The organism is Actinocorallia aurea (genome assembly GCF_054783995.1).
The window spans coordinates 1,341,270-1,362,689 of record NZ_BAAGPQ010000002.1; the positions used below are offsets into that span (position 1 = coordinate 1,341,270).

General features: G+C 68.6%; 23 protein-coding genes, 2 tRNA genes and 2 pseudogenes. 9 read left to right on the forward strand and 18 right to left on the reverse strand.

The window, feature by feature from the left end:
• Positions 1–82: 82 nt before the first annotated feature.
• From ACYVOM_RS06505 to ACYVOM_RS06530, 6 genes are all read right to left on the reverse strand, one after another.
• Positions 83–1,321: an HNH endonuclease gene (locus tag ACYVOM_RS06505; protein WP_460302281.1), complete on the reverse strand. Its 1,239-nt coding sequence runs from the start codon at positions 1,319–1,321 to the stop codon at positions 83–85.
• Between the two features lie 102 nt (positions 1,322–1,423).
• Positions 1,424–1,675: a hypothetical protein gene (locus ACYVOM_RS06510; RefSeq protein WP_460302282.1), complete on the reverse strand. Its 252-nt coding sequence runs from the start codon at positions 1,673–1,675 to the stop codon at positions 1,424–1,426.
• Positions 1,581–2,225 carry a hypothetical protein gene (locus ACYVOM_RS06515; RefSeq protein ID WP_460302283.1) on the reverse strand — a complete coding sequence of 215 codons (645 nt, stop codon included), beginning with the start codon at positions 2,223–2,225 and terminating at the stop codon, positions 1,581–1,583. Before ACYVOM_RS06515 ends, ACYVOM_RS06510 begins: the two co-directional genes overlap by 95 nt.
• Before the next feature lie 189 nt (positions 2,226–2,414).
• Positions 2,415–4,109 (reverse strand): hypothetical protein, encoded by a 1,695-nt coding sequence (locus tag ACYVOM_RS06520; protein ID WP_460302284.1) that lies wholly within the window; start codon positions 4,107–4,109, stop codon positions 2,415–2,417.
• A gap of 457 nt (positions 4,110–4,566) precedes the next feature.
• Positions 4,567–4,642 (reverse strand) — tRNA-Glu (locus tag ACYVOM_RS06525).
• A 49-nt stretch (positions 4,643–4,691) separates the two neighbouring features.
• Positions 4,692–6,206 (reverse strand): metallophosphoesterase family protein, encoded by a 1,515-nt coding sequence (locus ACYVOM_RS06530; RefSeq protein WP_460302285.1) that lies wholly within the window; start codon positions 6,204–6,206, stop codon positions 4,692–4,694.
• On the opposite strand from ACYVOM_RS06530, the gene ACYVOM_RS06535 reads away from it, so the two are divergent.
• Positions 6,151–6,492 (forward strand): metallopeptidase family protein, encoded by a 342-nt coding sequence (locus ACYVOM_RS06535; protein ID WP_460302286.1) that lies wholly within the window; start codon positions 6,151–6,153, stop codon positions 6,490–6,492. The two genes, ACYVOM_RS06530 and ACYVOM_RS06535, sit on opposite strands and share 56 nt — an antisense overlap.
• A 96-nt stretch (positions 6,493–6,588) precedes the next feature.
• On the forward strand, positions 6,589–7,869 hold the full coding sequence (locus ACYVOM_RS06540; RefSeq protein WP_460302287.1) for an MFS transporter: 1,281 nt from the start codon (positions 6,589–6,591) through the stop codon (positions 7,867–7,869).
• Here ACYVOM_RS06540 and ACYVOM_RS06545 read toward each other — a convergent pair.
• Positions 7,847–8,161 (reverse strand): PspC domain-containing protein, encoded by a 315-nt coding sequence (locus tag ACYVOM_RS06545; protein WP_460302288.1) that lies wholly within the window; start codon positions 8,159–8,161, stop codon positions 7,847–7,849. The two genes, ACYVOM_RS06540 and ACYVOM_RS06545, sit on opposite strands and share 23 nt — an antisense overlap.
• A 113-nt stretch (positions 8,162–8,274) precedes the next feature.
• On the opposite strand from ACYVOM_RS06545, the gene ACYVOM_RS06550 reads away from it, so the two are divergent.
• Both ACYVOM_RS06550 and dapD read left to right on the forward strand, forming a co-directional pair.
• Complete coding sequence (locus ACYVOM_RS06550) at positions 8,275–9,429, forward strand: acyl-CoA dehydrogenase family protein (RefSeq protein ID WP_460302289.1); 1,155 nt, start codon at positions 8,275–8,277, stop codon at positions 9,427–9,429.
• Between the two features lie 47 nt (positions 9,430–9,476).
• Positions 9,477–10,439: a 2,3,4,5-tetrahydropyridine-2,6-dicarboxylate N-succinyltransferase gene (dapD, locus tag ACYVOM_RS06555; protein ID WP_460302290.1), complete on the forward strand. Its 963-nt coding sequence runs from the start codon at positions 9,477–9,479 to the stop codon at positions 10,437–10,439.
• Positions 10,440–10,468: 29 nt separating this feature from the next.
• Here dapD and ACYVOM_RS06560 read toward each other — a convergent pair whose 3' ends face one another.
• Complete coding sequence (locus ACYVOM_RS06560) at positions 10,469–11,782, reverse strand: M20/M25/M40 family metallo-hydrolase (RefSeq protein WP_460302291.1); 1,314 nt, start codon at positions 11,780–11,782, stop codon at positions 10,469–10,471.
• 498 nt (positions 11,783–12,280) lie between these two features.
• Between ACYVOM_RS06560 and ACYVOM_RS06565 the strand changes: the two are divergent.
• The 4 genes and pseudogenes from ACYVOM_RS06565 to ACYVOM_RS06580 all read left to right on the forward strand — a co-directional run.
• Positions 12,281–12,421, forward strand: a pseudogene (locus tag ACYVOM_RS06565) (Clp protease N-terminal domain-containing protein); the annotation flags it as partial.
• A gap of 42 nt (positions 12,422–12,463) precedes the next feature.
• A pseudogene (locus ACYVOM_RS06570) lies at positions 12,464–12,569 on the forward strand (Clp protease N-terminal domain-containing protein); the annotation flags it as partial.
• Positions 12,554–12,670, forward strand: a complete 117-nt coding sequence (locus tag ACYVOM_RS06575) for a hypothetical protein (protein ID WP_460302363.1) — start codon at positions 12,554–12,556, stop codon at positions 12,668–12,670. The pseudogene ACYVOM_RS06570 and the gene ACYVOM_RS06575, both read left to right, overlap by 16 nt.
• 96 nt (positions 12,671–12,766) lie before the next feature.
• A tRNA-Lys gene (locus tag ACYVOM_RS06580) sits at positions 12,767–12,841 on the forward strand.
• A gap of 53 nt (positions 12,842–12,894) precedes the next feature.
• Here ACYVOM_RS06580 and ACYVOM_RS06585 read toward each other — a convergent pair.
• From ACYVOM_RS06585 to ACYVOM_RS06620, 8 genes are all read right to left on the reverse strand, one after another.
• On the reverse strand, positions 12,895–14,178 hold the full coding sequence (locus ACYVOM_RS06585) for a tyrosine-type recombinase/integrase (protein WP_460302292.1): 1,284 nt from the start codon (positions 14,176–14,178) through the stop codon (positions 12,895–12,897).
• Positions 14,178–14,357 (reverse strand): helix-turn-helix domain-containing protein, encoded by a 180-nt coding sequence (locus ACYVOM_RS06590; protein WP_460302293.1) that lies wholly within the window; start codon positions 14,355–14,357, stop codon positions 14,178–14,180. Before ACYVOM_RS06590 ends, ACYVOM_RS06585 begins: the two co-directional genes overlap by 1 nt.
• Complete coding sequence (locus ACYVOM_RS06595) at positions 14,354–15,757, reverse strand: replication initiator (protein ID WP_460302294.1); 1,404 nt, start codon at positions 15,755–15,757, stop codon at positions 14,354–14,356. Before ACYVOM_RS06595 ends, ACYVOM_RS06590 begins: the two co-directional genes overlap by 4 nt.
• 50 nt (positions 15,758–15,807) lie before the next feature.
• The gene (locus ACYVOM_RS06600) at positions 15,808–15,960 is read right to left on the reverse strand and encodes a hypothetical protein (protein ID WP_460302295.1); all 153 of its coding nucleotides are present in this window, start codon (positions 15,958–15,960) and stop codon (positions 15,808–15,810) included.
• Between the two features lie 146 nt (positions 15,961–16,106).
• A complete protein-coding gene (locus tag ACYVOM_RS06605) occupies positions 16,107–16,424 on the reverse strand; it encodes a hypothetical protein (RefSeq protein WP_460302296.1) in 318 nt (105 codons plus the stop codon).
• Positions 16,425–16,435: 11 nt separating this feature from the next.
• Positions 16,436–17,143, reverse strand: a complete 708-nt coding sequence (locus ACYVOM_RS06610; RefSeq protein ID WP_460302297.1) for a DUF2637 domain-containing protein — start codon at positions 17,141–17,143, stop codon at positions 16,436–16,438.
• Positions 17,143–17,361, reverse strand: coding sequence for a hypothetical protein (locus ACYVOM_RS06615; RefSeq protein WP_460302298.1), 219 nt, complete (start codon positions 17,359–17,361; stop codon positions 17,143–17,145). The genes ACYVOM_RS06610 and ACYVOM_RS06615 overlap by 1 nt, the downstream gene beginning before the upstream one ends.
• Before the next feature lie 76 nt (positions 17,362–17,437).
• Complete coding sequence (locus ACYVOM_RS06620; RefSeq protein ID WP_460302299.1) at positions 17,438–18,520, reverse strand: FtsK/SpoIIIE domain-containing protein; 1,083 nt, start codon at positions 18,518–18,520, stop codon at positions 17,438–17,440.
• Between the two features lie 121 nt (positions 18,521–18,641).
• On the opposite strand from ACYVOM_RS06620, the gene ACYVOM_RS06625 reads away from it, so the two are divergent.
• Positions 18,642–19,199, forward strand: a complete 558-nt coding sequence (locus ACYVOM_RS06625) for an AAA family ATPase (protein ID WP_460302300.1) — start codon at positions 18,642–18,644, stop codon at positions 19,197–19,199.
• Between the two features lie 938 nt (positions 19,200–20,137).
• On the opposite strand, the gene ACYVOM_RS06630 is transcribed toward ACYVOM_RS06625, so the two are convergent.
• Together ACYVOM_RS06630 and ACYVOM_RS06635 are read right to left on the reverse strand one after the other, a co-directional pair.
• On the reverse strand, positions 20,138–20,479 hold the full coding sequence (locus ACYVOM_RS06630; RefSeq protein WP_460302301.1) for a hypothetical protein: 342 nt from the start codon (positions 20,477–20,479) through the stop codon (positions 20,138–20,140).
• Between the two features lie 528 nt (positions 20,480–21,007).
• Positions 21,008–21,420: HNH endonuclease (locus ACYVOM_RS06635; protein ID WP_460302302.1), on the reverse strand; the 413-nt coding region annotated here is incomplete at its 5' end.

Sequence of the window (21,420 nt, forward strand, 5' to 3'; positions counted from 1 at the left end):
ACCCCATCCCCCGCCCCACAGAATTCACCAACCCCCTTATCCCCCACCCAAAAGGCCCAAAGCCCCTACCCCCGACCACGCTTCAGGACTCCGCGCCGCCCGCGTCCCGGTGCAGCCGCGCGACCCGTTCGAGGAGCTCCCCTGCCATGGCGTGCCGGTCCGCTCCGCGTGTCTTGACGGCATGGCAGTTCGGACACAGCGCGATCATCTGCTCCGGGTGATCCCGCCCGCCCGCGGCGAGTTCCCGGACATGGTCGACCTCCAGGATCGGACGTCCCGCGCCCGTCACCCCCGGGGCGTCCTGCCCGCAGTACTCGCACCTGCCCCCGCTGCGCGCCAGCACGGCCTCGCGCGCGGCCTTGGAACGGGCGGGCCTGCTCGTCGTGACCGCCTGGCGGCGACCTGGCGCCTCGGACCGCTCGATCAGCCTGACGGCCGTCGCGTACAGCTCGCGGAACTCGTCGCCTTCGAGCGGACGCCACGTCCCTGCGGCCGCGGCGTCCAGCCGAACGCGTCCCGCTTCGTCGCCCGGCCCACTCTCCTCGCCCAGGCCGACCCGCGCGAGGAGCCGGACCGCGTCATCGTCCAGCTCGAAGAAGTCCTCCACCGCCGCGACGGCCGCCCAGAGACGGGCCTCCGACGCGGTGACCCACGCGTACATGACCTCGACGAGGCCGCCCACGGGCTCCTGCGCCTCGTACCATGACCTCGGCCGACCGCCCTTCGGCGGAGCGAGAGGGGCATGCGGGCCCAGATCCCACAGGCCGTCCCGGAGCAGGCCGTTCACGGCCCGGGCCGGGTTGCGCCGCAGGTTCTCCCCCTCCCGGCAGAACTCGTCGAGCAACGGCTTCAGCCCATCGTGGGTCTCCTGCCAGTTCGTGGTCCTGGGCAGGCCGCGAGCAGCCCTTCCGAGCGCCCAGAGGATCGCCACCGCGTACTTGAGCGTGGGCCTTCCGTCACGCGCCGTGCGGGGCTCCACCCGCTCGACCCAGGTGCCGCCGGACAGTTCCTCGACCGTGAGCGGCGGACGGCGGCGTGTGCCTTCTTCGCGCACGACCTCGAACCCCAGGCGCCTCAGCAACTCCGACACCGTCCTGTCCCCACCGGAGAACTCCCCGGGCCGCAGCGCCGCCCGCCCCCGCACGAATCCGTGCGCGGCCCCGACCACGGCCTTGGAGTCGTACCGCTCTCCCTCGTGGACGAGGAAGTACGAGCGCGCCCGGCCGAACCCGTACTTCGCGAGGAACTCCTCACGCCCCAACGCGTCGAACTCCGCGAGCGCCTCGAAGACCGACTCGCGCGTCACCTCCGCCAAACCCATCGCCCGACAGTAGACCTGATCTACAGATGTCAGGAAATAGCCGACGAAAGGTCACCCGCACCGAGGCGGCCGGCGCCCGGTCGTCGCCGGCCGTCTCAAGGGTCAGGGGCGTTGGCCTGGGTCGTCGACCACGGCGGAGGCGAGGTAGGCGTTGGTCCAGAGGAGTTCGCCGTTCTTGGCGCCCGAGGGTGGGGTGGCCGCTGCGGATGGCTTGGCGCCCGATGGGTGGAAGTCGCTGGTGAAGTCGTAGAGCTTGCGTTCACCGAGGAGCTTGAAGGTCTCGGCGTCGAAGACGAGTTCCTGGCGGACGGTGTTGAAGGTCTGGCCTACCGCGATCCCTGGTCGGCCGGCCATGTCCGTCGCGTTCTTGGAGAGGGTGACCGCCGGGGATGTCGGCCGCCGCCTTGAACAGGGCGGACAGCGACGCGTTCGGGATGAGGTGCTCCCGGATCGTGTCGCCCAGGGTGATGAAGGCCTGGACGTCGAGCGGGTTGCCGCCCTTGGAGTTGTCGTAGAGCCACTGCTTGGCGGCGGCCGGGTCGGTCGGCACGGTCGTCAGGTAGGCCGGGCCGTTGTTGCCGCAGCCGGTCGGCGGAACGGACAGATCGGGCTCCTCCACCTTCTCGGGTTCCGTGCCCTTCGTGCCCTGCGGCACGTCGCACAGCCATGTCCGCACCGCGTCGGATCCGTCGGGCGCGCGCTGGTCGAGGTATCCGGCCTTCTCACCGCTCGCCGAGAGCCAGACCTCCCGGACGGTGTCGAACGCGGGCCGTTCCGGCAGCCCCTCCCCCGCCGACAGGCCGCCCTGGTGGCTTTCGGACGAGAAGTAGAGGTACTGCCCCGGCTCGGGGTCGGCGTCGGGTTCGGCCGCCGCCGCGTGGGAAGCCTCCGTCAGTTCGCTCACGTCCAGCCTGTGTCCGCCGGGGCGTCGGAGTTCCCGAAGAACGATTCCAGGCGCCGTGTGCCCGCGGAACCGTCCGTTCTCCGACCCGGGACGGCGGACCCGACCGATTCGCCCTTGGCGGTTCAGGGACACCGGCGGCTCCCGTGGCCCCGGCATCTCCGGTGTTGACGGGGATCAGGATCGGCGGCGTCAGCCTCCGCCGGGCGCGACGCAGGGGCCGGCGTCGCAGACATCGACGATCTGCCCGGTCTTGAGGAAGGTCGCCGCCTGAAGACGGGCGGCCAGGGACTTGCGCGGGTCGGAATGGGGATCCCGGCCCTCGGTGGGCGGGGTGTTGGTGAGCGGCCCGTACGGGGTGCCGCTGTCCCAGACGACCAGGGCCGAGCCGTCGTACGGGTAGCCCTCGATGGCGGGAATGCCCCAGTACGGTTCGGCGGCGGGGTGCCGTCCGGGGGCGACGGCGGGCTGGTGGACATGGGCGCCGATCGTGCGGGCCAGGATGTCCGCGGTGAGCGGCGAGACCTGATGGTCGCCGAAGGCCACGTGCAGCAGGACGCGGTGGTCGGGGGTGCCCGGAAGCGGGTCGGAGGTGAGGTGCTGGGCGTAGCCGTCGGTCTCGCCGCGGTCCCACAACATCTGGGCCAGCGCCAGGAGGAGCTGCCGGTCGAGTGCGTCAGGGTAGGCGAGGTTCATGACGACGGCGTACCGGCTGAAGTCGACGCTGCGGTTCAGCAGCGTGCTGTAGTTCATGCCGGTAACGCCCAGCACGGCGCGGCGGATGTCGGTCGAGACGGCGGTGAGCGCACCTCCCATGATCCCGCCCTGGCTGTTGCCGTAGTAGCCCAGACCGTCCGCGACGTCGATGACGGGCGCGCCGTCGGCGTTCTGGAACGCCTTGTCCTTCGGCAGCCCGGTCGTCATGGCGCGGCCCAGCCAGAGCTGGTTGAGGAAGCCCTGCTGCATCCGGTCGGCCATGGACGGGAAGTTGCTGAAATCAGCGAGGGAGACGACGGCGTTCGCGACGTCGTCCTTGGACATGCCCGCCCATTTGGTGGCGCAGAAGACGACTCCGTGTTCGGCGGCGAACGCCTTGACCGCCCCCGAGCCGACCTCCTCCTCACCGCCCAGCAGCCCGTGCCCGTACAGCGCGGCCCGTCCCGGCGTCGTGAGCGCGCTCCTGGGGATCTCACACTGGAACGCGGCGACCTGGACGTTGCCGGGGAGCCGTGCCGGAAGCCCGTCCGGGCCGTACCGGAAACGGGATCCGGGCGGCCCGCCGTAGACGTTCAGATAGCTGGGAACGGCCATCTGCCCGCGCACCCTGCGGGCGATCGGGTCGCTTCCGGGATTGTCGACGACGTCGGTGACGACGAACGCCGGGCTCTTACCCCCGAGCGTGCCGAAGGCGTCGTCCCTGATGTGCAGCATCCGCTCGGACAGGCCGCGCTCACTGGCGATGGTGAAATCCCAGGCCAGGTAGAGCCCGTCGGTGCCGATGCCGTGCCGTCCCAGGTCCGCGACGACCCTCTTGGCCGCGCGTTGGCGCGCGTGCAGCGGATCGTCGCCCGGAAGCGCCGGCCCGAGCAGCGTGCGGAAGACGTCGGTCGGCTCGATCGCCGCTCCGGAGGAGTCCTTCAGCCCGCGCAAGGCCACCACGTACCGGTGGCCCTCCAGGAAGTTCCGCACGGGCCGGACGATGAGCGCCTGCCGCACGGGCGAGCCGGCGGCGTTCGCGTCAAGTTCGGCGAAGTACGGCCAGCGCTCACCCGTCACGGTGTCGACGACGACGATCGGCGCGTCGTCCCGCAGCGACCGCCCCACATCGGTGACGTCCGCCGCCCCCGTCACACCGAGGTCCAGCCCCGGCACATGCGCGAGCAGCATCGACCCCGGAGAGAACCCGTCACTGCGATTCCACTCAGCAGGATCCACGGACTTCCCCACCCGATTACGGGGCATCCCCGACCGCGCAAGATCCACCCGCACCCCCGTGGCGGTCCCCCCGTCCGGCACCGTGTACCAGTCATTGGGAAACGGCAACAAACAAGCCGCCACCCCCACCGGATCACACCCACCCGGCCCACCCGCAACCGCCGCGGAACCCACAGGCGAACCCAGAACCCCCGCCGCGACAAGCACCAGCACGGCAACACTCCGCCCGAGCACCCGCCACCTCCACACCCAAAACGCCTCCACACCCTCCCCGCACCATCCCCCCGCCCCCCACCCCGGTCAAGACCCAGAACCCACCCCACCCACCCCCAAGAAGACCGCCACCCCAGCAGACTCCCCGCAAACACAAACAACCCCGGAGAATTCTCCGGGGTTGCAGCCATCTGGGTGGTACCCCCAACGGGATTCGAACCCGTGCTACCGCCTTGAAAGGGCGGCGTCCTAGGCCACTAGACGATGAGGGCTGGTCTGGGAAGCAGTGTACGGGACGGGGGGTGGATCGGCGTAATCGGATTAGCGGCTGGGGGTGGTGGTGGGGTGGGGGGCGGTGGAGGGGGTGGCCAGGTGGCGTTCCACCTGGACGGATTGTTCGCCCAGGCCGCCGAGGGTGAAGTCGTCCCAGGCCTGGAGGGTCTTGGTGGTGCGGTTGAGGTAGAGGATGCTGAGGTTGATCTTGGTGGGGTCCTCGTGTTCCAGGCCGCGGAGGCCTGCGGCGCCGGTGCTGCCCTGGACGAAGAGGCGGGTTCCGCCGGGGAGGACCTCGGTTTCACGCTGGTGGGTGTGGCCGGCCAGGACGAGGGGGGTGAGGCCGTCGAGGAGGCGGGCCTGGACGGGGTCGTGGACGACGGAGATGGCGGGAGGGGTAGGGAGGCCGCGGAGGGTTTCGGCGTTGAGGAGGCCCTGCGCTTCCAGGGCGGAGGAGGGCAGGGAGTCGTCTTCGTTGGTCTTGTCGGGGGTGAAGCGGGGGTCGCCCGCGCCGTAGATCAGCAGCCCGGCGACCTCCTGGGCTCTGTCGTCGAGGACGACGGCGTTCTTGATCTTCGAGACGGCGTTCTCGGTGCCCTTGGAGTCGTGATTGCCGCGGACATAGACGTAAGGGACTTTCAGCGTGTTGATGTTGGCGACGAACTTGTCTTCCGGGCGGGAGCCGTGGTCGGTGAGGTCGCCCGAGTCGATGATCACGTCGACCTGGAACTGCTCGCTGATGTTCCTGATGACGTCCCAGGCCAGCGGATTGAGGTGGATGTCGGACACGTGCAGGACGCGCACCGTGTCGGGGTCCGGCGTGTAGATGGGCAGGGCGCTCGTCGTCGCGTACAGCTCGGACACGTTCGCGACGAGTTTGGCGAGCATGCCCCGGTACTGGTCGAACCTGTCGATGACGGCCTGCGCGTCGCCGACGAGCTGGGGGGCGTTCGCCAGGAGGCCGGTGTACCGGGGTTCGGCCACGGACGAGGGCCGGAAGGTGCCCCAAGCGACACCGCCCAGGGTTGTCATCAGTAGCAGGGAGCCCAGGGAGGCGGCAAGGACGCGGCGCCAGTCCCGGTACAAGGCGAGCGCCAGAAGGGCCGTCAGGACGAGGGAGGCCAAGACAGCGCGTACAGCCATCCAGATGACACCGCGGCGTATCTCGTCCGCGACGGTCTTCTCCAGGGTGTCGATCGCGGCGGAGTCGTTGATGAACGCCTGGGTGGCGGCCGGCCTCAGGCGGGTGATCTGGGCCTTCAGAAGCAGGGGTCCCGCGTGCGAGTCGAGCCGGAGCGAGCCCAGCGGAGGCACCTCCAGCTCGGTGCCCCCGGACGCGGAGAACGCGAGGCTCAGGGACGCGTCGGCCGGTCCGACGGGGGTCTCGACCCGGCCGCCGAGGAGCAGTCCGACGAGGGTTCCCGTTACGGCGACCGCTACGAGGGAACTCCAGCGCGCGGTACGTCGGTTGAAGACGCTGGAGACGACCGCGGAGAGGAGCCGGCGGATGGTGGAGGCGACGGAGGCTGAGTTCGACGAGTTGGTTTCGGAGGCCTTGGACACTATTCCTCCGGGTTTGACGGCGATGATGAAGAACGTCTTTGTTGTCGTGGTGGACGAGGCGCCGGAGCCGGGCCTGCTCGGCCTGTACACCGGCATCCCCCTCACCGAGCGGGGCGACTGGTACGCAGGAGTCCTGCCCGACCGGATCGAGATCTACCGTCAGGAACACCTGGCGATCTGTGACGATCACGACCAGCTCCGGGAGGAGATCGCCGTCACCGTGGTGCACGAGATCGCGCACCACTTCGGCATCGACGACGAGAGACTCCACGCGCTCGGCTGGTGAACCCCGCGAAAGCCCTGGGAATTTCAGCACATTCGGTCACATGACGACGACGCTACGTGATTTGATGTCGGGAAATCGACATGTGGCGGGCAGAGCATGGGCAGGCACAGGCGGCCGGCGGAGCGGCGGATCACCTACCGCGAGGTCTTTTCCGAGCCGGAGTTCCGGCGACTTTGGGCGGCGCAGACACTCAGTTCACTGGGCGACCAGCTGGCTCAGGTGGCGCTTGCGGTCCTTGTCTACGACCGCACCCAGAGTCCCCTCCTTACAGCGCTCACCTATGCGCTGACGTACCTGCCGCCCATCATGGGAGGGCCCGTCTTGTCGGGCCTGGCGGACCACTTCCCTCGGCGAAGAGTCATGGTCGTCAGCGATCTCGTCCGTATGGCGCTCATGGGCCTGATGGCGGTGGACGGGATGCCCTTCGCGGGCCTGTGCGCGCTCATCTTCCTGACGATCCTCATGGCCTCGCCCTTCTCCGCCGCCCGGGCGGCCCTCCTCCCGGACATCCTCGAAGGCGACAAGTACGTCCTCGGAGCGGCGATCACCAACATCACCCACCAGGCGTGCCAGATGCTCGGGTTCGTCGCGGGGGCCGCCCTCGTGGCGTTCGTCGGGACGCGGGAGGCGCTGGTCGTCAACGCGTTGACGTTCCTGGTGTCGGCGGCCGTTCTGATCGGCCTGCGGCACCGCCCGGCGCCCGCGCGCACACGGGCGCGGCTGCGCCTGTGGGGCGGTACCCGGGAGGGCGCCAGGATGGTGTTCGGCGACCGCACCCTGCGCAGCCTCGTCAGCTTCGCGTGGCTGTGCTCGTTCTACACGGTCCCCGAGGGCCTTGCCGCGCCTTACGGGGCGACGTTCGGGCAGGACCCGCTCTACGTCGGCGTCCTGATGGCCGCGATGCCCACGGGGATGGTCGCGGGGAGCTTCTTCTTCTCGCGGTTCGTGCGGCCCACGGGGCGGATCAAGGCGATGGGGTGGATGTCGATACTGGCCTGCGCCCCGCTCGTCGTCTGCGCGCTGGATCCGGCCTTCCCTGTGACGGTCTCCCTCTGGGCCCTGTCCGGGGTCGGCAGCGCCTACCAGGTGGCGGCGAACACCGCGTTCGTCTCGGCGGTGCCCCCGGAAGGCCGGGGGCGGGCGTTCGGGCTCGCCCAGTCGGGGATCCTGGCCGGCCAGGGGCTCGGCATCCTCGTCGGCGGGGCGCTGGCGCAGGTGATCGGACCGCAGACCGTGGTCGCGCTCGCCGGAATGGCGGGGCTGTCCACGGCCGCGATCCTGGCCCTCGTGTGGACGAGGGTGCGCGGGGACGTCCTGGGCGTCGTGCTCGGCCCGGCCGCCCCCGCGGCGAAGGTCACTGCTCCTTCTTCTTGCTGAGCGGGTCGTTCTTGCCGAGGGCGTCGGACGCCTTGTTCATCGCGTCCTGCACCTGGGGCTTGTTGAACCAGCGCTGGGCGATCGAGGCGTCCTCGCCCTGCGCCGGGACGAGGATCCAGGCGAGGACGTAGAGGACGGGGACGGCGAAGCCGAAGCCGACGGTCGCGCCGACGACGGAGACGCCGGCGACGGCCAGGCGGGTGACGTTCAGGTCGAGGTTGGTCCGGTCGGCGATCGTGGCGCAGATCCCGGCGAGCATCTTGTTGTCCGTCTTGCGGTATATCGCGGTCATATCCCAAGAGTGCCCGCTGAGCGCCCCCGGCCACATCCGGGGCGGTCCCTGACCGCACCCTGAGACGGTGCCCTGAGTAAGCTCGCGGTCGCCACACTCCGGGAGGTAACGCCATGGACGTACTGCGGGTAGACGACCAGCTCTCCGAGGACGAACGACTCGTTCGCGACACCGTACGGGCCTTCCGGAACGAAGCCATCGACCCCTACATCGCCGAGTGGTTCGAAAGCGGGACCCTCCCCGTACGCGACCTCGCCAAGGCCATGGGGCGCCTCGGGCTCTTCGGGATGCACCTTCAGGGGTACGGCTGCGCCGGGTCCAACGCCGTCTCGTACGGGATCGCGTGCAGGGAGTTGGAGGCCGCCGACAGTGGGCTGCGCTCGTTCGTCTCCGTCCAAGGCTCCTTGGCGATGGCGGCGATCCACAAGTACGGCTCGGAGGAGCAGAAGCAGAGGTGGCTGCCCGGCATGGCCGCGGGCGAGCTGATCGGCTGCTTCGGCCTGACCGAGCCCGACCACGGCTCCGACCCCGGATCGATGCGCACCCGCGCGCGCCGCGACGGCTCCGACTGGATCCTGAACGGCGCCAAGATGTGGATCACCAACGGCTCCGTCGCCGACGTCGCCGTCGTCTGGGCGCGCACCGAGGAGGGCGTCAACGGGTTCCTCGTTCCTGCGGACACCCCTGGCCTCACCAGGTCGGACATCAAGCGGAAGCTGTCGCTGCGCGCCTCCGTCACCTCGGAGCTGGCCTTCGACGACGTCCGGCTGCCCGCCGACGCGCTCCTGCCCGGGGCCAAGGGTCTGAAGGCGCCGCTCGGCTGCCTTTCCGAGGCCCGTTTCGGCATCGTGTTCGGCTCGGTCGGCGCCGGACGGGCCTGTTACGAGGCCGCGGTCGACTACGCCGGTTCCCGCGAGCAGTTCGGACGGCCCATCGCGGGCTTCCAGCTGACCCAGGAGAAGCTCGCGTGGATGGAGGTGGCCCTGGGTCAGGCCGGGCTCACCGCGCTCCACATCGGCCGCCTCAAGGACGCGGGGAAGGTCACCCCGCAGCAGATCTCGTTCGGGAAGCTCGCCAACGTCCGGGCCGCCCTGGACGTCGCCCGGCAGGCCCGGACGATCCTGGGCGCGAACGGCGTCACGCTGGAGTACCCCGTCCTGCGGCACGCCAACAATTTGGAATCCGTCCTCACCTATGAGGGCACCCAGGAGATCCACACGCTCGTGCTGGGTGAGGCGATCACCGGGCTGTCCGCCTACCGGGGCTAAGACGTACCGGGGCCTTGCCCGTCGCCGGAGTTCACTACTCTGTGCCCGTGAGCTCTGTAACTTCCTCCGGCGCCGAAGCCGTCGGTCTTGCCACCATCGCCGAAGACGGGACCGTGCTCGACACCTGGTTCCCGGCCCCCGCTCTCGCCGAGCCCTCCGGGTCGGCAGGGACCGTCGTCCTGGACGACGCCGAGGCGGGCGACCTCGCCGCGGCCGTCCGGACGGACGCGCGGCGCGGGGTGAAGGTCGTCGCGGTGCGCACCGTCATCGCGTCGCTGGCCGACGCCCCCGTCGACGCTTACGACGTGTTCCTGCGCCTGCACCTGCTGAGCGCCCGCCTCGTCCGGCCGCACGGCCTCAACCTGGACGGCATCTTCGGGCTCCTGGCGAACGTCGCCTGGACGTCCGCCGGGCCGGTCCTTCCCGGCCGGCTCGAAGCCGCCCGGCTGGCTGTGCGCGCCGAGGGCGGGCACCTGTCCGTCTACGGCATCGACAAGTTCCCCCGGATGACGGATTACGTCGCCCCGTCCGGGGTGCGCATCGCCGACGCGGACAGGGTCCGCCTGGGCGCCCACCTGGCTTCCGGCACGACCGTCATGCACGAGGGCTTCGTCAACTTCAACGCGGGGACGCTCGGCGCGTCCATGGTCGAGGGCCGGATCAGCGCCGGGGTCGTCGTCGGCGACGGCAGCGACGTGGGCGGCGGCGCGTCGATCATGGGCACCCTGTCGGGCGGCGGCAAGCAGGTCATCTCGCTCGGCGAGCGCTGCCTGCTGGGCGCCAACTCCGGCGTCGGCATCTCGCTCGGCGACGAGACCGTCGTCGAGGCGGGCCTGTACGTCACTGCCGGAACCCGGGTGACCCTGCCGGACGGCAAGGTCGTCAAGGCGCTGGAGCTGTCGGGCGCGAACGGCCTCCTGTTCCGCCGCAACTCGCAGTCCGGCGCGGTCGAGGTCGTCCCCCGGACGGGCACGTGGGGCGGCCTGAACGAGGCGCTGCACGCGAACTGAGTCCGAGTCCGTCCGCCGAAGGCGCTCTTTCAGGTGTAGTCGAGCAGGAAGAGCGCCTCGGCGACGGCCAGCCTCTCGATCTCCGACGGGTCGACGCTCTCGTCGGGCGCGTGGATGCGGGCCGCAGGCTCCTCCACGCCTATGAGCATGATCTCCGCCTTCGGGAACGTCTGGTGCAAGGCCGGGCACAGAGGGATGGACGCTCCGTCCCCCATCGTGACGACCTTCTTGCCATACGCCTCGCAAAGCGCCGCCGTCATCGTCGTGTAGGCGCGGCCCCCGGTACGCGCGAGGAAGGCGCTGCCGATCCCTTCGGACTCGATCTCCACCCGGGCGTGCCACGGCGCCGCCGCGTGGAGGTGCGCGACCAGCGCGTCGCAGGCCGCGGCGGGGTCGATGCCGGGCGGGACCCGCAGGTTGAGGCGGGCGCGGGCGGTGGCCTGGACCGACGCGGTGGAGCCGACGACGGGTGGGCAGTCGATGCCGAGCACGGTGAGCGCGGGCCTGGCCCACAGCATGTCCGAGACGGTCCCGGTGCCGGCGACCCCGACGCCGTCGAGGATGCCCGCGTCCTTGCGGAAGCGCTCCATCGGGTAGGGCGCGCCCTGCCAGCGCTGGTCGGCCTTCAGCCCGCGGATCGTGGTGTTGCCCGCGGCGTCGCGGAGCGTCCCCAGCATGTGGATGAGCGCGGCGAGCGCGTCGGGCGCGGCCCCGCCGACGGTCCCGGAATGCAGGGCGCTCTCCATCGTCGTCACCGTGACGACGAGGCCCGCGCGGCCGCGAAGGCTGGTCGTGAAGGTGGGGACTCCCACGGCGGCGTTGCCTGTGTCGGCGATGACGATGGCGTCCGCCTCGAACAACTCGGGGTCATAGGCGAGCAGCTGCTCTAGGCCGCCCGTGCCCTGCTCTTCGCTTCCCTCGATGACCACCTTGACGCCCACGGCGGGTTCCACGGCGCGCAAGGCGGTCAGGTGCATGACCAGGTTGCCTTTGCAGTCGGCGGCGCCCCGCCCGTACCAGCGGCCTTCCCGCTCCGTCAGCCGCCACGGATCCGACGTCCACCCTTCGCCGGGCGGCTGGACGTCGTAGTGGGCGTACAGAAGGACGGTCGGCGCCCCCTCCGGCCCCGGGCGATGCCCTACGACGGCGTGGCTTCCGTCGGGCGTCTCGCGGAGCTTGCACGGCACCCCCGCCTCGGTGAAGGCGTCGGCCGTCCAGCGGGCGGCCTCCAGGCACTCCTCTTCGGGGAACTGCCGGGCGTCGGCCACGGACCGGAACGCGACAAGTTCCTCCAGATCGCGTCTGGCCCTGCCCATGAGCTCCGCGACCCGTGCTCGCACCATTGCCGTGCTCCCCCCGCGAGTCCGTCAGTGCCGCTCTACCCCGGGCATCTTCCGTGCAATCCCGGCATGATCACCCCCAGGGCCTGCCCTGACGGTTCCCATACGAATCGCACCGTCAACCTTGGGTTGACGACTCTCCTTCGTCAACCTATGGTTGACGATATGAGCGAGAACGAACCCGTGCAGATCGAGTACCCCGTCCGCCTCGACGACCTGATCTCCGCGATCAAGAAGGTCGACGTCGGCGAGCTCGAACAGCTCCGCAGCGCCGTCATCGCGGGCGAGCACCTCGGCGACATCGCCGATCACCTCATCGGCCACTTCGTCGACCAGGCCCGCCGCTCCGGGGCGTCCTGGACGGAGATCGGCCGCAGCATGGGCGTCAGCAAGCAGGCGGCGCAGAAGCGGTTCGTGACCAAGCCCGACGACGAGCCACTCGACCTCAGCCAGGGCTTCGAGCGGTTCACCCCCCGCGCCAAGAGCTCCCTGATGGCCGCCATGAACGAGGCGCACCGCGCAGGCAACGCCGAGATGCTCCCCGCGCACCTGGCCCTCGGACTCCTGGCCGAGCCGCAGACCCTCGCGGCCAAGGCGTTCACCGACCAGGGCGTCACACCCGACGCCTTGCGCACCGCCCTCGTGGCCGCCCTTCCCCCGACCGTCCCGGACGTCCCCGAACTCATCCCCTACGACGCCCAGTCCAAGAAGGTCCTGGAGCTCACGTTCCGCGAGGCCCTCAGGCTCGGCCACAACTACATCGGCACCGAGCACATCCTCCTCGCCCTCCTCGAAGTCGAGGACGGCTCCGGCCCTCTCCACTCGGCGGGCATCACCAAAGAGGCCACCGAAGCCAGCGTCGCCGCCTCCCTGGCAGCCCTCAAAGCCTGACCCCACCCCCGCGGCGCGGGGGCCGCCCCCACCCCCGCGCCGCCTCCACAACAATCCACTGCCACCGACCGAGGCGACATCGGTATGATGCTCGACGGGTCGTTAGCTCAATGGCAGAGCTCCGGACTTTTAATCCGTAGGTTGTGGGTTCGAGTCCCACACGACCCACCAGCCAAAACGCCCCTCGGACGCAGCCGTCCGAGGGGCGTTTGCTAACGGTCCTGCTAACAGGCGTCTCCGACCTCCCCCGCGAACACGTCCGCGGCCTTGCTCTCGGCGGACCGGATCACGTGCGCGTAGACCCGAAGCGTGATCGCCGGGTCCGCGTGCCCGAGCCGCGCGGCCACGATGTGCACCGGCACCCCGGCGAGCAGAAGCGTCGTGGCGTGGATGTGCCGGAGATCGTGAAGCTGAGCCGACGGAAGCTCCCCATCCGGCCGCCCCGCCTCTATCTGGCCCTGATTGTGCCGCCCGATGAGCTGCCTCATGAGCCCGGTCACAGTGTCGGGGTAGATCGGCTCACCCCACGCGGTCGCGAAAACGTGCCCGTCCTTCGGGCCCTTCCAGTCCTCCCCGACCGTGGCCGCCTCAGCTTCCTGCCGTTCCTTGTGCGCCCTGAGAACGGCGACCGTACCGGCGTCGAGGCTGACGACGCGGCGCCGTCCGCTCTTGGTCGTGCCGACGACGCGCTGACCCGCGATCACGCCCACCGACCCCGAGACCGTGAGGACGGCCCCGTCGAGGTCGAGATCCGACCAGCGCAGATTCAGCAGCTCACCCCGCCGGGCCCCGGTGAAGGCCGCCAGGTGGAAGAACGCGAACAGGCGGTGATCACGCGCGGTCCCGAGGAAGATCCGGAGCTGCGCGGGAGTCCACACGGTGCCGGGTTCGGCGTACCGGTGCCGCGGCTTCTTGGCCCGCATGACTGGGTTGAAGGTGATGAGCTGGTCGACCTCCACGGCGTCCTTGAACGCGCGGCACAGTACGGCGTGGACGTACTGGACGGTCCGCTTGGACAGGGCCCCGCCGTTCCTCCCGCCGGAGACCAGGAGGTCCCGGTAGAACTTGGTCACCGTCATGGGCCGGACGGCTTGCAGCCGCATCCCGCCGAGCCGCGGCTTGATGTAGAGGCGGACGAGGCGCTGATAGTCGTCGAGGGTCCGCGGCTTGACCTGCATCGCGTGCGCCAGAAGCCATTCGTCCAGGTAGTCCCCGACCGTGATCGCGCCCCGCTCCACGTACTCCCCGCGTCGAGCGCTGACCCTGGCCTCATCCCGGGCTTCCTTCGCGTCTTCCTCGGTAAGGTGGCCGCCCACCCACTTCGGCTTGGACACTCCGGTCTCAGGGTCCTTGACGCGGATCACGTAGTACCAGGTGGACCCGCGCTTCATGACGCCGTCGCGGAGCTTGGAGGCGCCCTGTCCCTTCCTCCCCGCGACTTTCTTTCGGCCCGTCTCGAGCTTGTCCTCGTTGAGGTCGGGAGCGGCGAGAGCGGTCTTTCGCGGCATCAGGCGGCCTCTTCCATGAGGTGGTCGACGTAGGCGTTCAGGGCGGCGAGGGGGATGCGTCGGGAGCCGTCGATGCGGATGGAGCGGACGGTTCCGGTGGTGAGGAGTTGGTAGAGCTTGCTGCGGGAGATGCCGAGGGCCGAGGCCGCTTCGGGGACGGTGAGCAGCAGCTTGGTCAAGTGGTGTTCCTTCCGATCGGATGCAGGGCAGACGGGAGCGTCTGGCCGCAGAGCGCGGCGGACAGGAGGAGTTCGCCGGGGGTGTGGCCGCGGCCGACCATGCGCCAGTCGCGGATCACGAGAACCGTGTCTTCTGCGAAGAGAGGCAGTCGTCCGGTCGTGACTTCGTCGGTTTGCTGGCGTTGGTGTTCGGCGCGTGCTTCGCGCAGGGCCCCGAGGGTGGTCGAGTACCGGCGGCTCTTGGTGGAGAAGTGGCCGCGGAACCCGAGCATGTGAGCCCACTCCCCCAGCCGCAGATCCTCCAGCCCCGGCAACGCGCCAAGGCGGAGGCATTCGGCGATCAGCCGCCGGGGGTGGGCCCGCAGGTCGAGCGCGTCGAGGTCGGTTCCCGGGGAGATCCGCCGGTCGACGGTCCCGACACATTCGGCGGCTTTGGTGGCGTACTTGGCGATGTAGCCGGCCACAGCCTGATCCGTCAGCTCACCGGAGGCGTTGATAGGCCGGATGTCGAGTTGTAGCCCCCAAGCGAACGCCCGCGGACCCAAGCCGTCAGCAGCCGGACACGATGCCCGGACCGCTCCAGCCGCGTGCTGGACGGCGTCGGCCAGGACGTCGAAGGTGGCCCAGGCGGGTGGGGCGGAGGTGGGGCCGTCTGGTCCGTCGAGGCGGATGACGGCGTGGAAGTGGACGAGGCCGCGCCGCTGGTACTCGGCGACCTTGGCGAACGACACCACCGCCGACGTCTTCGACTCGGTCAGCGTCAGGCCCGCGGTCTTGGCCAGGCGTCGACGGAGCGCGAGGGTGAAGCGTCGCCACAGTTCGGGCGCGAGCGCGTTGAACAGGACGTGGCCGGTGTAGTCGTAGCAGTCGGGGCAGAGCGGTTCGCCCAAGCGCGGATCGTCAAGGTGGTGGTGTTCCCCGCAGCCCAAGGCGTTGCCGTGCGGACAGGTCCCACTGTTACGCCGAGGATGGCAGGGCGAGGTCTTTCCAGTCCTGGTCTTCCGGGTCGTGTGAACGGGGCCGAAGGACGGCGCCGTCAGCGTCACGAACGCCGCCGGATGCCCCGTCACGGTGTCTGGCACGCCCTTGCCGCCGACGAGTCCGGCACGGACGAGTTGGTAGGTGTCGGCCCGGTAGACCTCAGCACAGGCAGGGCAGCGAGAGGCCCGCCGCGTCTTGCAGGCGACCCGCAAGACGCCGTCCGGTTCGGTCGAGGTCGAGTAGTGGCGGAGGACTTCACCGGTGGCCGCGTCGAGGTGGGTCACCCGTCCGCGCAGGTGCACGGGTTGTGCGCATCCTCCGGTGTGCTTGACCTGCGTGGCCCAGCGTCCGTAGTCGGCGCGGGTGGCCCGGTCGGCGAGGGTGCGGGAAACGGTGGGGGTGATGTCGGCGGGGTTCACGCGGTGAAGTCCTCCAGGGCGAGCAGCAGGGGTGGAGCAGCGCGAGCGGGCTAGAGGGCGCGGGTGAAGACGGCGACGGCGTCGGCGAGGCCGGCCAGGGCGCGGCCGATGGCCAGGGCGGTTTCTGCGGCGCCGGTGGGGTGTCGGAGGACGAAGAGGAGGAGGACGAGGACGGCGAGGAGGTATCCGGTGCGGCGGAGCATGGGTTCTCCCGGGGGTCAGGTGTTGCCGTGTCCGTGGCAGAGGGGGCAGGTGTCTCCCTCGCTGGTGAGGCCGGCCCCGCCGCAGTCGCAGCAGCGGTCACGGCCGCCGAAGGGCCGCGGCGAGGGCTCAGCGGGTGCCGGAGTGCTCATGAGGCCGGGTCGGGGGTGGCGAGGCTGGGGACGTGGCAAATCTGGTAGCGGAGGCCGGAGAAGTGGGTGGTGATGAGGAGGTGGCCGCCGTAGGTGCGCTCTTCCACGGGCAGACCGAGGGCGGTGGACAGGTGCCGCATTTGGGCGGGTCCGGTGGCGTGGTCGGTGTCGTGGATGAAGACCAGGAGGTCGAAGCAGTGGCCGTCGATGGGGGCGGCGGGGTTGTCCTCCAGCCAGTCGGCGAACTGGCGCAGGCCGCGGATGGTGTTGAGACGGCGCATCAGGTCGGCGGACAGCAGTTGCTTGCCGGTCATGAGTGATCTCCTCAGGCGGTGGTAGTGCGCAGATGGCGGAGCAGGTCAGAGGCGAGCCGGTTGGACACGCCGAGCCGGGCGCGAAGCGCATCGCGGGTGATGGGCTTGCCATGCGTCGAGGCGTGTTCGTCGGCGACGCGTCGAGCGAAGGCGAGAAGTTGCGGAGCTGGACCGATCACCGGGTCGCCGTCGTCGGATTCAGCGCTCGGGTTCTCAGCAGGGACGATCGCCGGGACGGCCAGAGCCTGCACGACGGACGGCAAGGACGGATCGTCCTCGTCGGGACGGACCCAGGACTGGGGAGGACCGGCCAGTTCGGATTCGTCCCGAGAAGGACGGGCACCGGCGCGCCGTTCGAGCATGGAGACGGCGACGAGGAAGGCCCCTGCGGGTGTGCCTGCGGTGATCCATCCCCAGGCGGTGGGTTCGGCTGGGGCGAGGTTGGCGCCGAGGGAGAGCAGGATGCCGCCGAACAGGACGAGGTTCGGCCAGGAGAACGGGCCGACGTCGCGTCCGGTCCGGGCGTCCCTCTGACGTTCCCCGGCCGCCATGACGCAGGTGAGGTCGATGCATACGGCGATGGCCCAGGCCATCCACCCGTGCTGTCCGTGCTCTTCTGCGGTGTCGCGGATGTGGGTGAAGGAGCCGGCCGCGGCGATGACGGCCAGGACGAGGACGGGGCCGGAGTCGGCGACGAACGCCAGGACGCGCGATCCCATCACGCGGCCCGCCGGTCGAGGACGGCCAGGAGCGCGACCATCTCGGCGTCGCAGGTGTGGTCGTCAGCCCAGGTGATCACCCAGGTCTCGGCGTCGGCGGTCGCGGACTCGGCGCAGCGGGAGCAGCGGGCGAGAGGGCGGCCGGTGACGAGGTCGGTGGTGATGATGACCGGATCGAGCGACCGGGCGGGGTTCGGGCGGCTGACGGACTTGGGCATCGTGGTCTCCGGTTCGTGGCATGGGTCGGGTAGGGACCTGGCGCGAAGAGGTCGCGCCGACCGTTGGGAGGAGGCGCTACGCGGCGCGGGACTCCGGCACCGTGCGCGGCGCGGTGAAGGAGCGGGTCAGGTCAGACCAGGACGGGGCGAGGTGGGCAAAGTCCTTGGCCGCCTGCTCTGCTTCGTCTTCAGTGACCAGAACCGAGCGGGCGCGGCTCCAGGTGCCGTCCTGTCCGGCGACGATGGCGACCCCGGGAGTCTCGGCGGGAATGGCGCGTGCGGCGTCGAGTGCGGCCGGGTCGAGGTCGCCGAGGGTCATGTTCGCCGTCTCCGGATCGTTCACCCGGTGACAGACCCGCCCGGACAACTGTGAGCGGAGCGCGGTCACGCCCGGTCCGAGGTCGGAGCCGATGCGCTGCCCGGACACGATCAGGTAGACAGCGAACGCCCGACCGAGCTGCGCCACCCGCAGGAGCCCGGTTGCGGTCCTGGCGACTTCGTCCTTCTCGGACTTGTCCGCCATGAGGAACAGCTCAGCGACCTCATCGACCAGGATCACGACCGGGATCGGTCGCAGGTTCTCGGGTAGCTGCCAGACATTGCGGGCACCGGCGGTCCGGCAGAGGGTCATGCGGTCTTCCAGGATCGAGACCAGACCGTCGAGGAGTGCGACCGAGTTAGCCCGCGTCGTCGCCAGCGCGGACAGCCGAGGCGCGTAGGGGGTGAGTTCCACGCCGCCCTTGAGGTCGAAGCCGACGAGCGCGACCGGTTGCGGCGCGAGGCCCCGGATGATGGCGTTGACGAGAGTGGACTTCCCCGACTGAGTTGCGCCGGCGTTGAGCCAGTGCGGCATGACCTTCAAGTCCATGACCCAGGGCGTCCCGGTCTCCAGCATCCCCGGCCGCACCGTCAGCAACTCCCCGGTCTCAGGCGAGGCCGACACGTCGGCGAGAGGATCGACCCGGTTGACGACCAGGACGACGCGGCCCGGCTTGTCCGCGAGAACGCGGACGGAGTGGACGCGCCAGGCATGCGCGAGGCGTTCGGCGGCGGCTTGGTAGTCGGCGGGATGCTGACCGTCGTTCAAGCGGATACGGACCCGCCATCCGAGCGCGGACGGTCGCGGCAGGCCCAGGCCCGGAGCCTTGTTCACCGGCACCGTCCGGAGCTTGCGCCGCTGCCGGTAGGAGGTCGCCCCGGACGGAGCCGACACGAGCGGGATGGCTTCCAGCGACCAGCGCAGCCGGTTCCGCTTGTAGGTCAGTTTGCAGCCCGCCGCCTTGGTCGGCGGCTACGCAGGTTCCGGCAAGACCGAGTTCGCCCGCTTCCTGTCCGACCTGACAGGCTGGACCATCCTCGACAAAGACGCCCTCACCCGCCGCATGACCGAACGCCTCCTCACCTCACTCGGAGGCGACCCCCACGACCGCCGCACCGCCCTCTACGCCACCGAGGTCCGCCCCGTCGAGTACCAATGCCTCCTGAGCGCAGCCCGCACCAACGTCGAGGCCGGCATCCCGCTCATCCTCGCAGCCCCGTTCCTCGAAGAACTCCAGGACCCATCCTGGCTGGCCCGCTTGACCAACCAGTCCGCCGCCTACGGCTGCGACGTCACCGCCATCTGGGTCCAGTCCGACCCCGACACCATGCACGACCACCTAGAGCACCGAGACGCCCCCCGCGACGGCTGGAAACTCGCCAACTGGGACGAGTACACCAGCGCCCTCAACACCGACGACAGCCCTCCAAGCACCCACATCACCGTCGACAACCGCCACGGCGCCGCCGTCAGCCTCGCCGAACAAACCCGCCGAGCCTTGCAGCGCCTCACAGCCTGACCAGCACCTCAGAGCCACGCCAGACCACGGGCAACAGCCTGAGTGAGAACTTTCTCTACGGTTTCAAGCCGCCCGCTCCGCGACCGGAGCCGACCGTTTGGGCCGGGCGTGCGGCCGCTCCGGGCCGATCCCGGCCCAAACGGTCGGCTGCGCCCCAGACGCCCTTGCGCCAAAGTAGCACCTATCGGACACTGATGACCTGGGCTACCGAAATGGCGAAATTGATCACCATTCACCCATGTCACTAGTTTGCTGGAATCGGGGTGTGGATGTCAGAAAACATCACACAGGAAGCGTCACCGACCTACCATCGGCCCATGGTGGCAACGCGCGGACCCAGCTGGCTCGCCAGGTGGCGGGGATCCAGTAGATTCGTGTCACGTCTCGCACGGCAAGGACTTTTCGCCAGTGGTGCAATCTTGGCCATTTTGGCACTGACTCCAAAGGAGTGGCAACTAAAGCTAGGCGCCTGGGCCGAGCTTCTAGGAGAAATTAGGACCCCCCTCCTAATTATTGCATCACTCCTTATTGGTATCAGAATAGGGATGACAAGAGAGCCTTTTGTATCAAGGCTTGAATATATCGTCCCATCCGAATATCACGGCGTCCCAAATATGGCTCCAGAGGGGATTGAGACTCGGGTTACTTCAATTCTAGAAGAGGCAAAACAACAGACTCCGGCCGAACCAAATATTGCGCGAATAATCGTTCTAACCGGCCAGTCGACTATGCACTACCTTGATCAGCTAACGCGAATGTATATCCCCCGCGGGAACTGGGATATCCGGGTTCTCCTGATAGACCCCGAGTCACCGAACGTGCGGCTACTAGGGGATGGGGCACAGGAGCAGATCGCGGCAAGCCGGGCACTACTGTCTTCAATAAGAAGACGAGTTACCTCTAGCGCCCGCCCTATTTCTATTTCGTGGAAGGGGTATTCAGACCTCCCAATGATTCGCGCCTTCCTCATAAACGAGGGGCATTTGTTTTTCGGATATTTTTCCTGGCATGTAAATCAAAACTCGTGGACCCTGCACGAGCAAAACAAAAGATTCATCTACGCTAAGCATGGCGACCCCCTTTCTGAAGACTCGATAGAATTTTTTAGAAGCTGGTTCGATTTTCAGTGGAGCAATAGCCGCAACCTTGACCACTCCGGCTAATTTAAGACCCTTTTTGTTACAGAGGTTTCCAAGATTCGCGAATGCTGGATAATCGACTGGCGTACCACTTCCAATGCTCGGCATAATGGTCACTACAGTCCGGTTCAGTTGCCACAACAAGGGATTCCACTGAAGTGGGAATGACTGGTAGTGCAGGTCAATACAGATCGATTTTTGTGAATATCGTTCGTAATAAAAGACCGGCCGGACATCAGTAGGCTTAGCAAGCTCGAAGCGGGGGTCTCGCGACCCCCAGCCCCCGCCAGGCCGGAGAACTCGACCGCGTGCTTCCCTCTGTCACACAGTCTCGCCGACCGCGCGGTCAAGCCCTCCGGAACGATGCTGTGGCCGTGTCGGGTACCTGAGGATGGGCAATCGACAGAGGAACAAGGTCGAGTATCGGTAGGTCACAGCGGGGAATCCTGGGGCAACTAAGCAGGGTGACCAAGGGGCGATAGAGGTCACTTGCGAGATGTCGGTCATACTGGTCAGGACGTAGAGGTCGGCAGATCCAGGAGATTCCCAAGCTGGCCGTCCAGCGACAGACGGAGGATTGTCATAGGCGTCTCCTAGCCTCACCTAAGGCAGCTCGGTAGCTGGTCAGAACACGGGTGTGGAGGGCCGTGGACGGCATTCGATTAGCTTTTAATCCGTAGGTCCGGGCTGGAGATCACTTAGTTGTCCTTTCCCAAGGTGATCTTGGGCAGACGTTGAGCGGTGGGTTTTCCAGTGCTCGCTTAGCCATTTGATGTGGTCCGGGGTGAGGGGTGCGTGAATTGTCGTTCCGTGGAGGCGTGTGTATTCGGAGAAGTCTGCGAGGGTGTGTGCTACGTCGATCGTCTGGGTGTTCGGGTGGATCGCCAGTTGACCCAGGTCGAAGAGGCGGTGGATGTCGCGGCGCATGAGAAGGCCGCCGTGGGTGTGGTGCGCTGCGTGGTCCGCGTAGCTGTAAAGGTGTGCGGCTTCCAGCACGGATGTCGGAGCCGGTCCTGTGAAGGCGCAGGTGTCTCCGTGTAGTTGGAGGAGACGCCGGCGGAACTCGGCTTGGCCGATGCGGA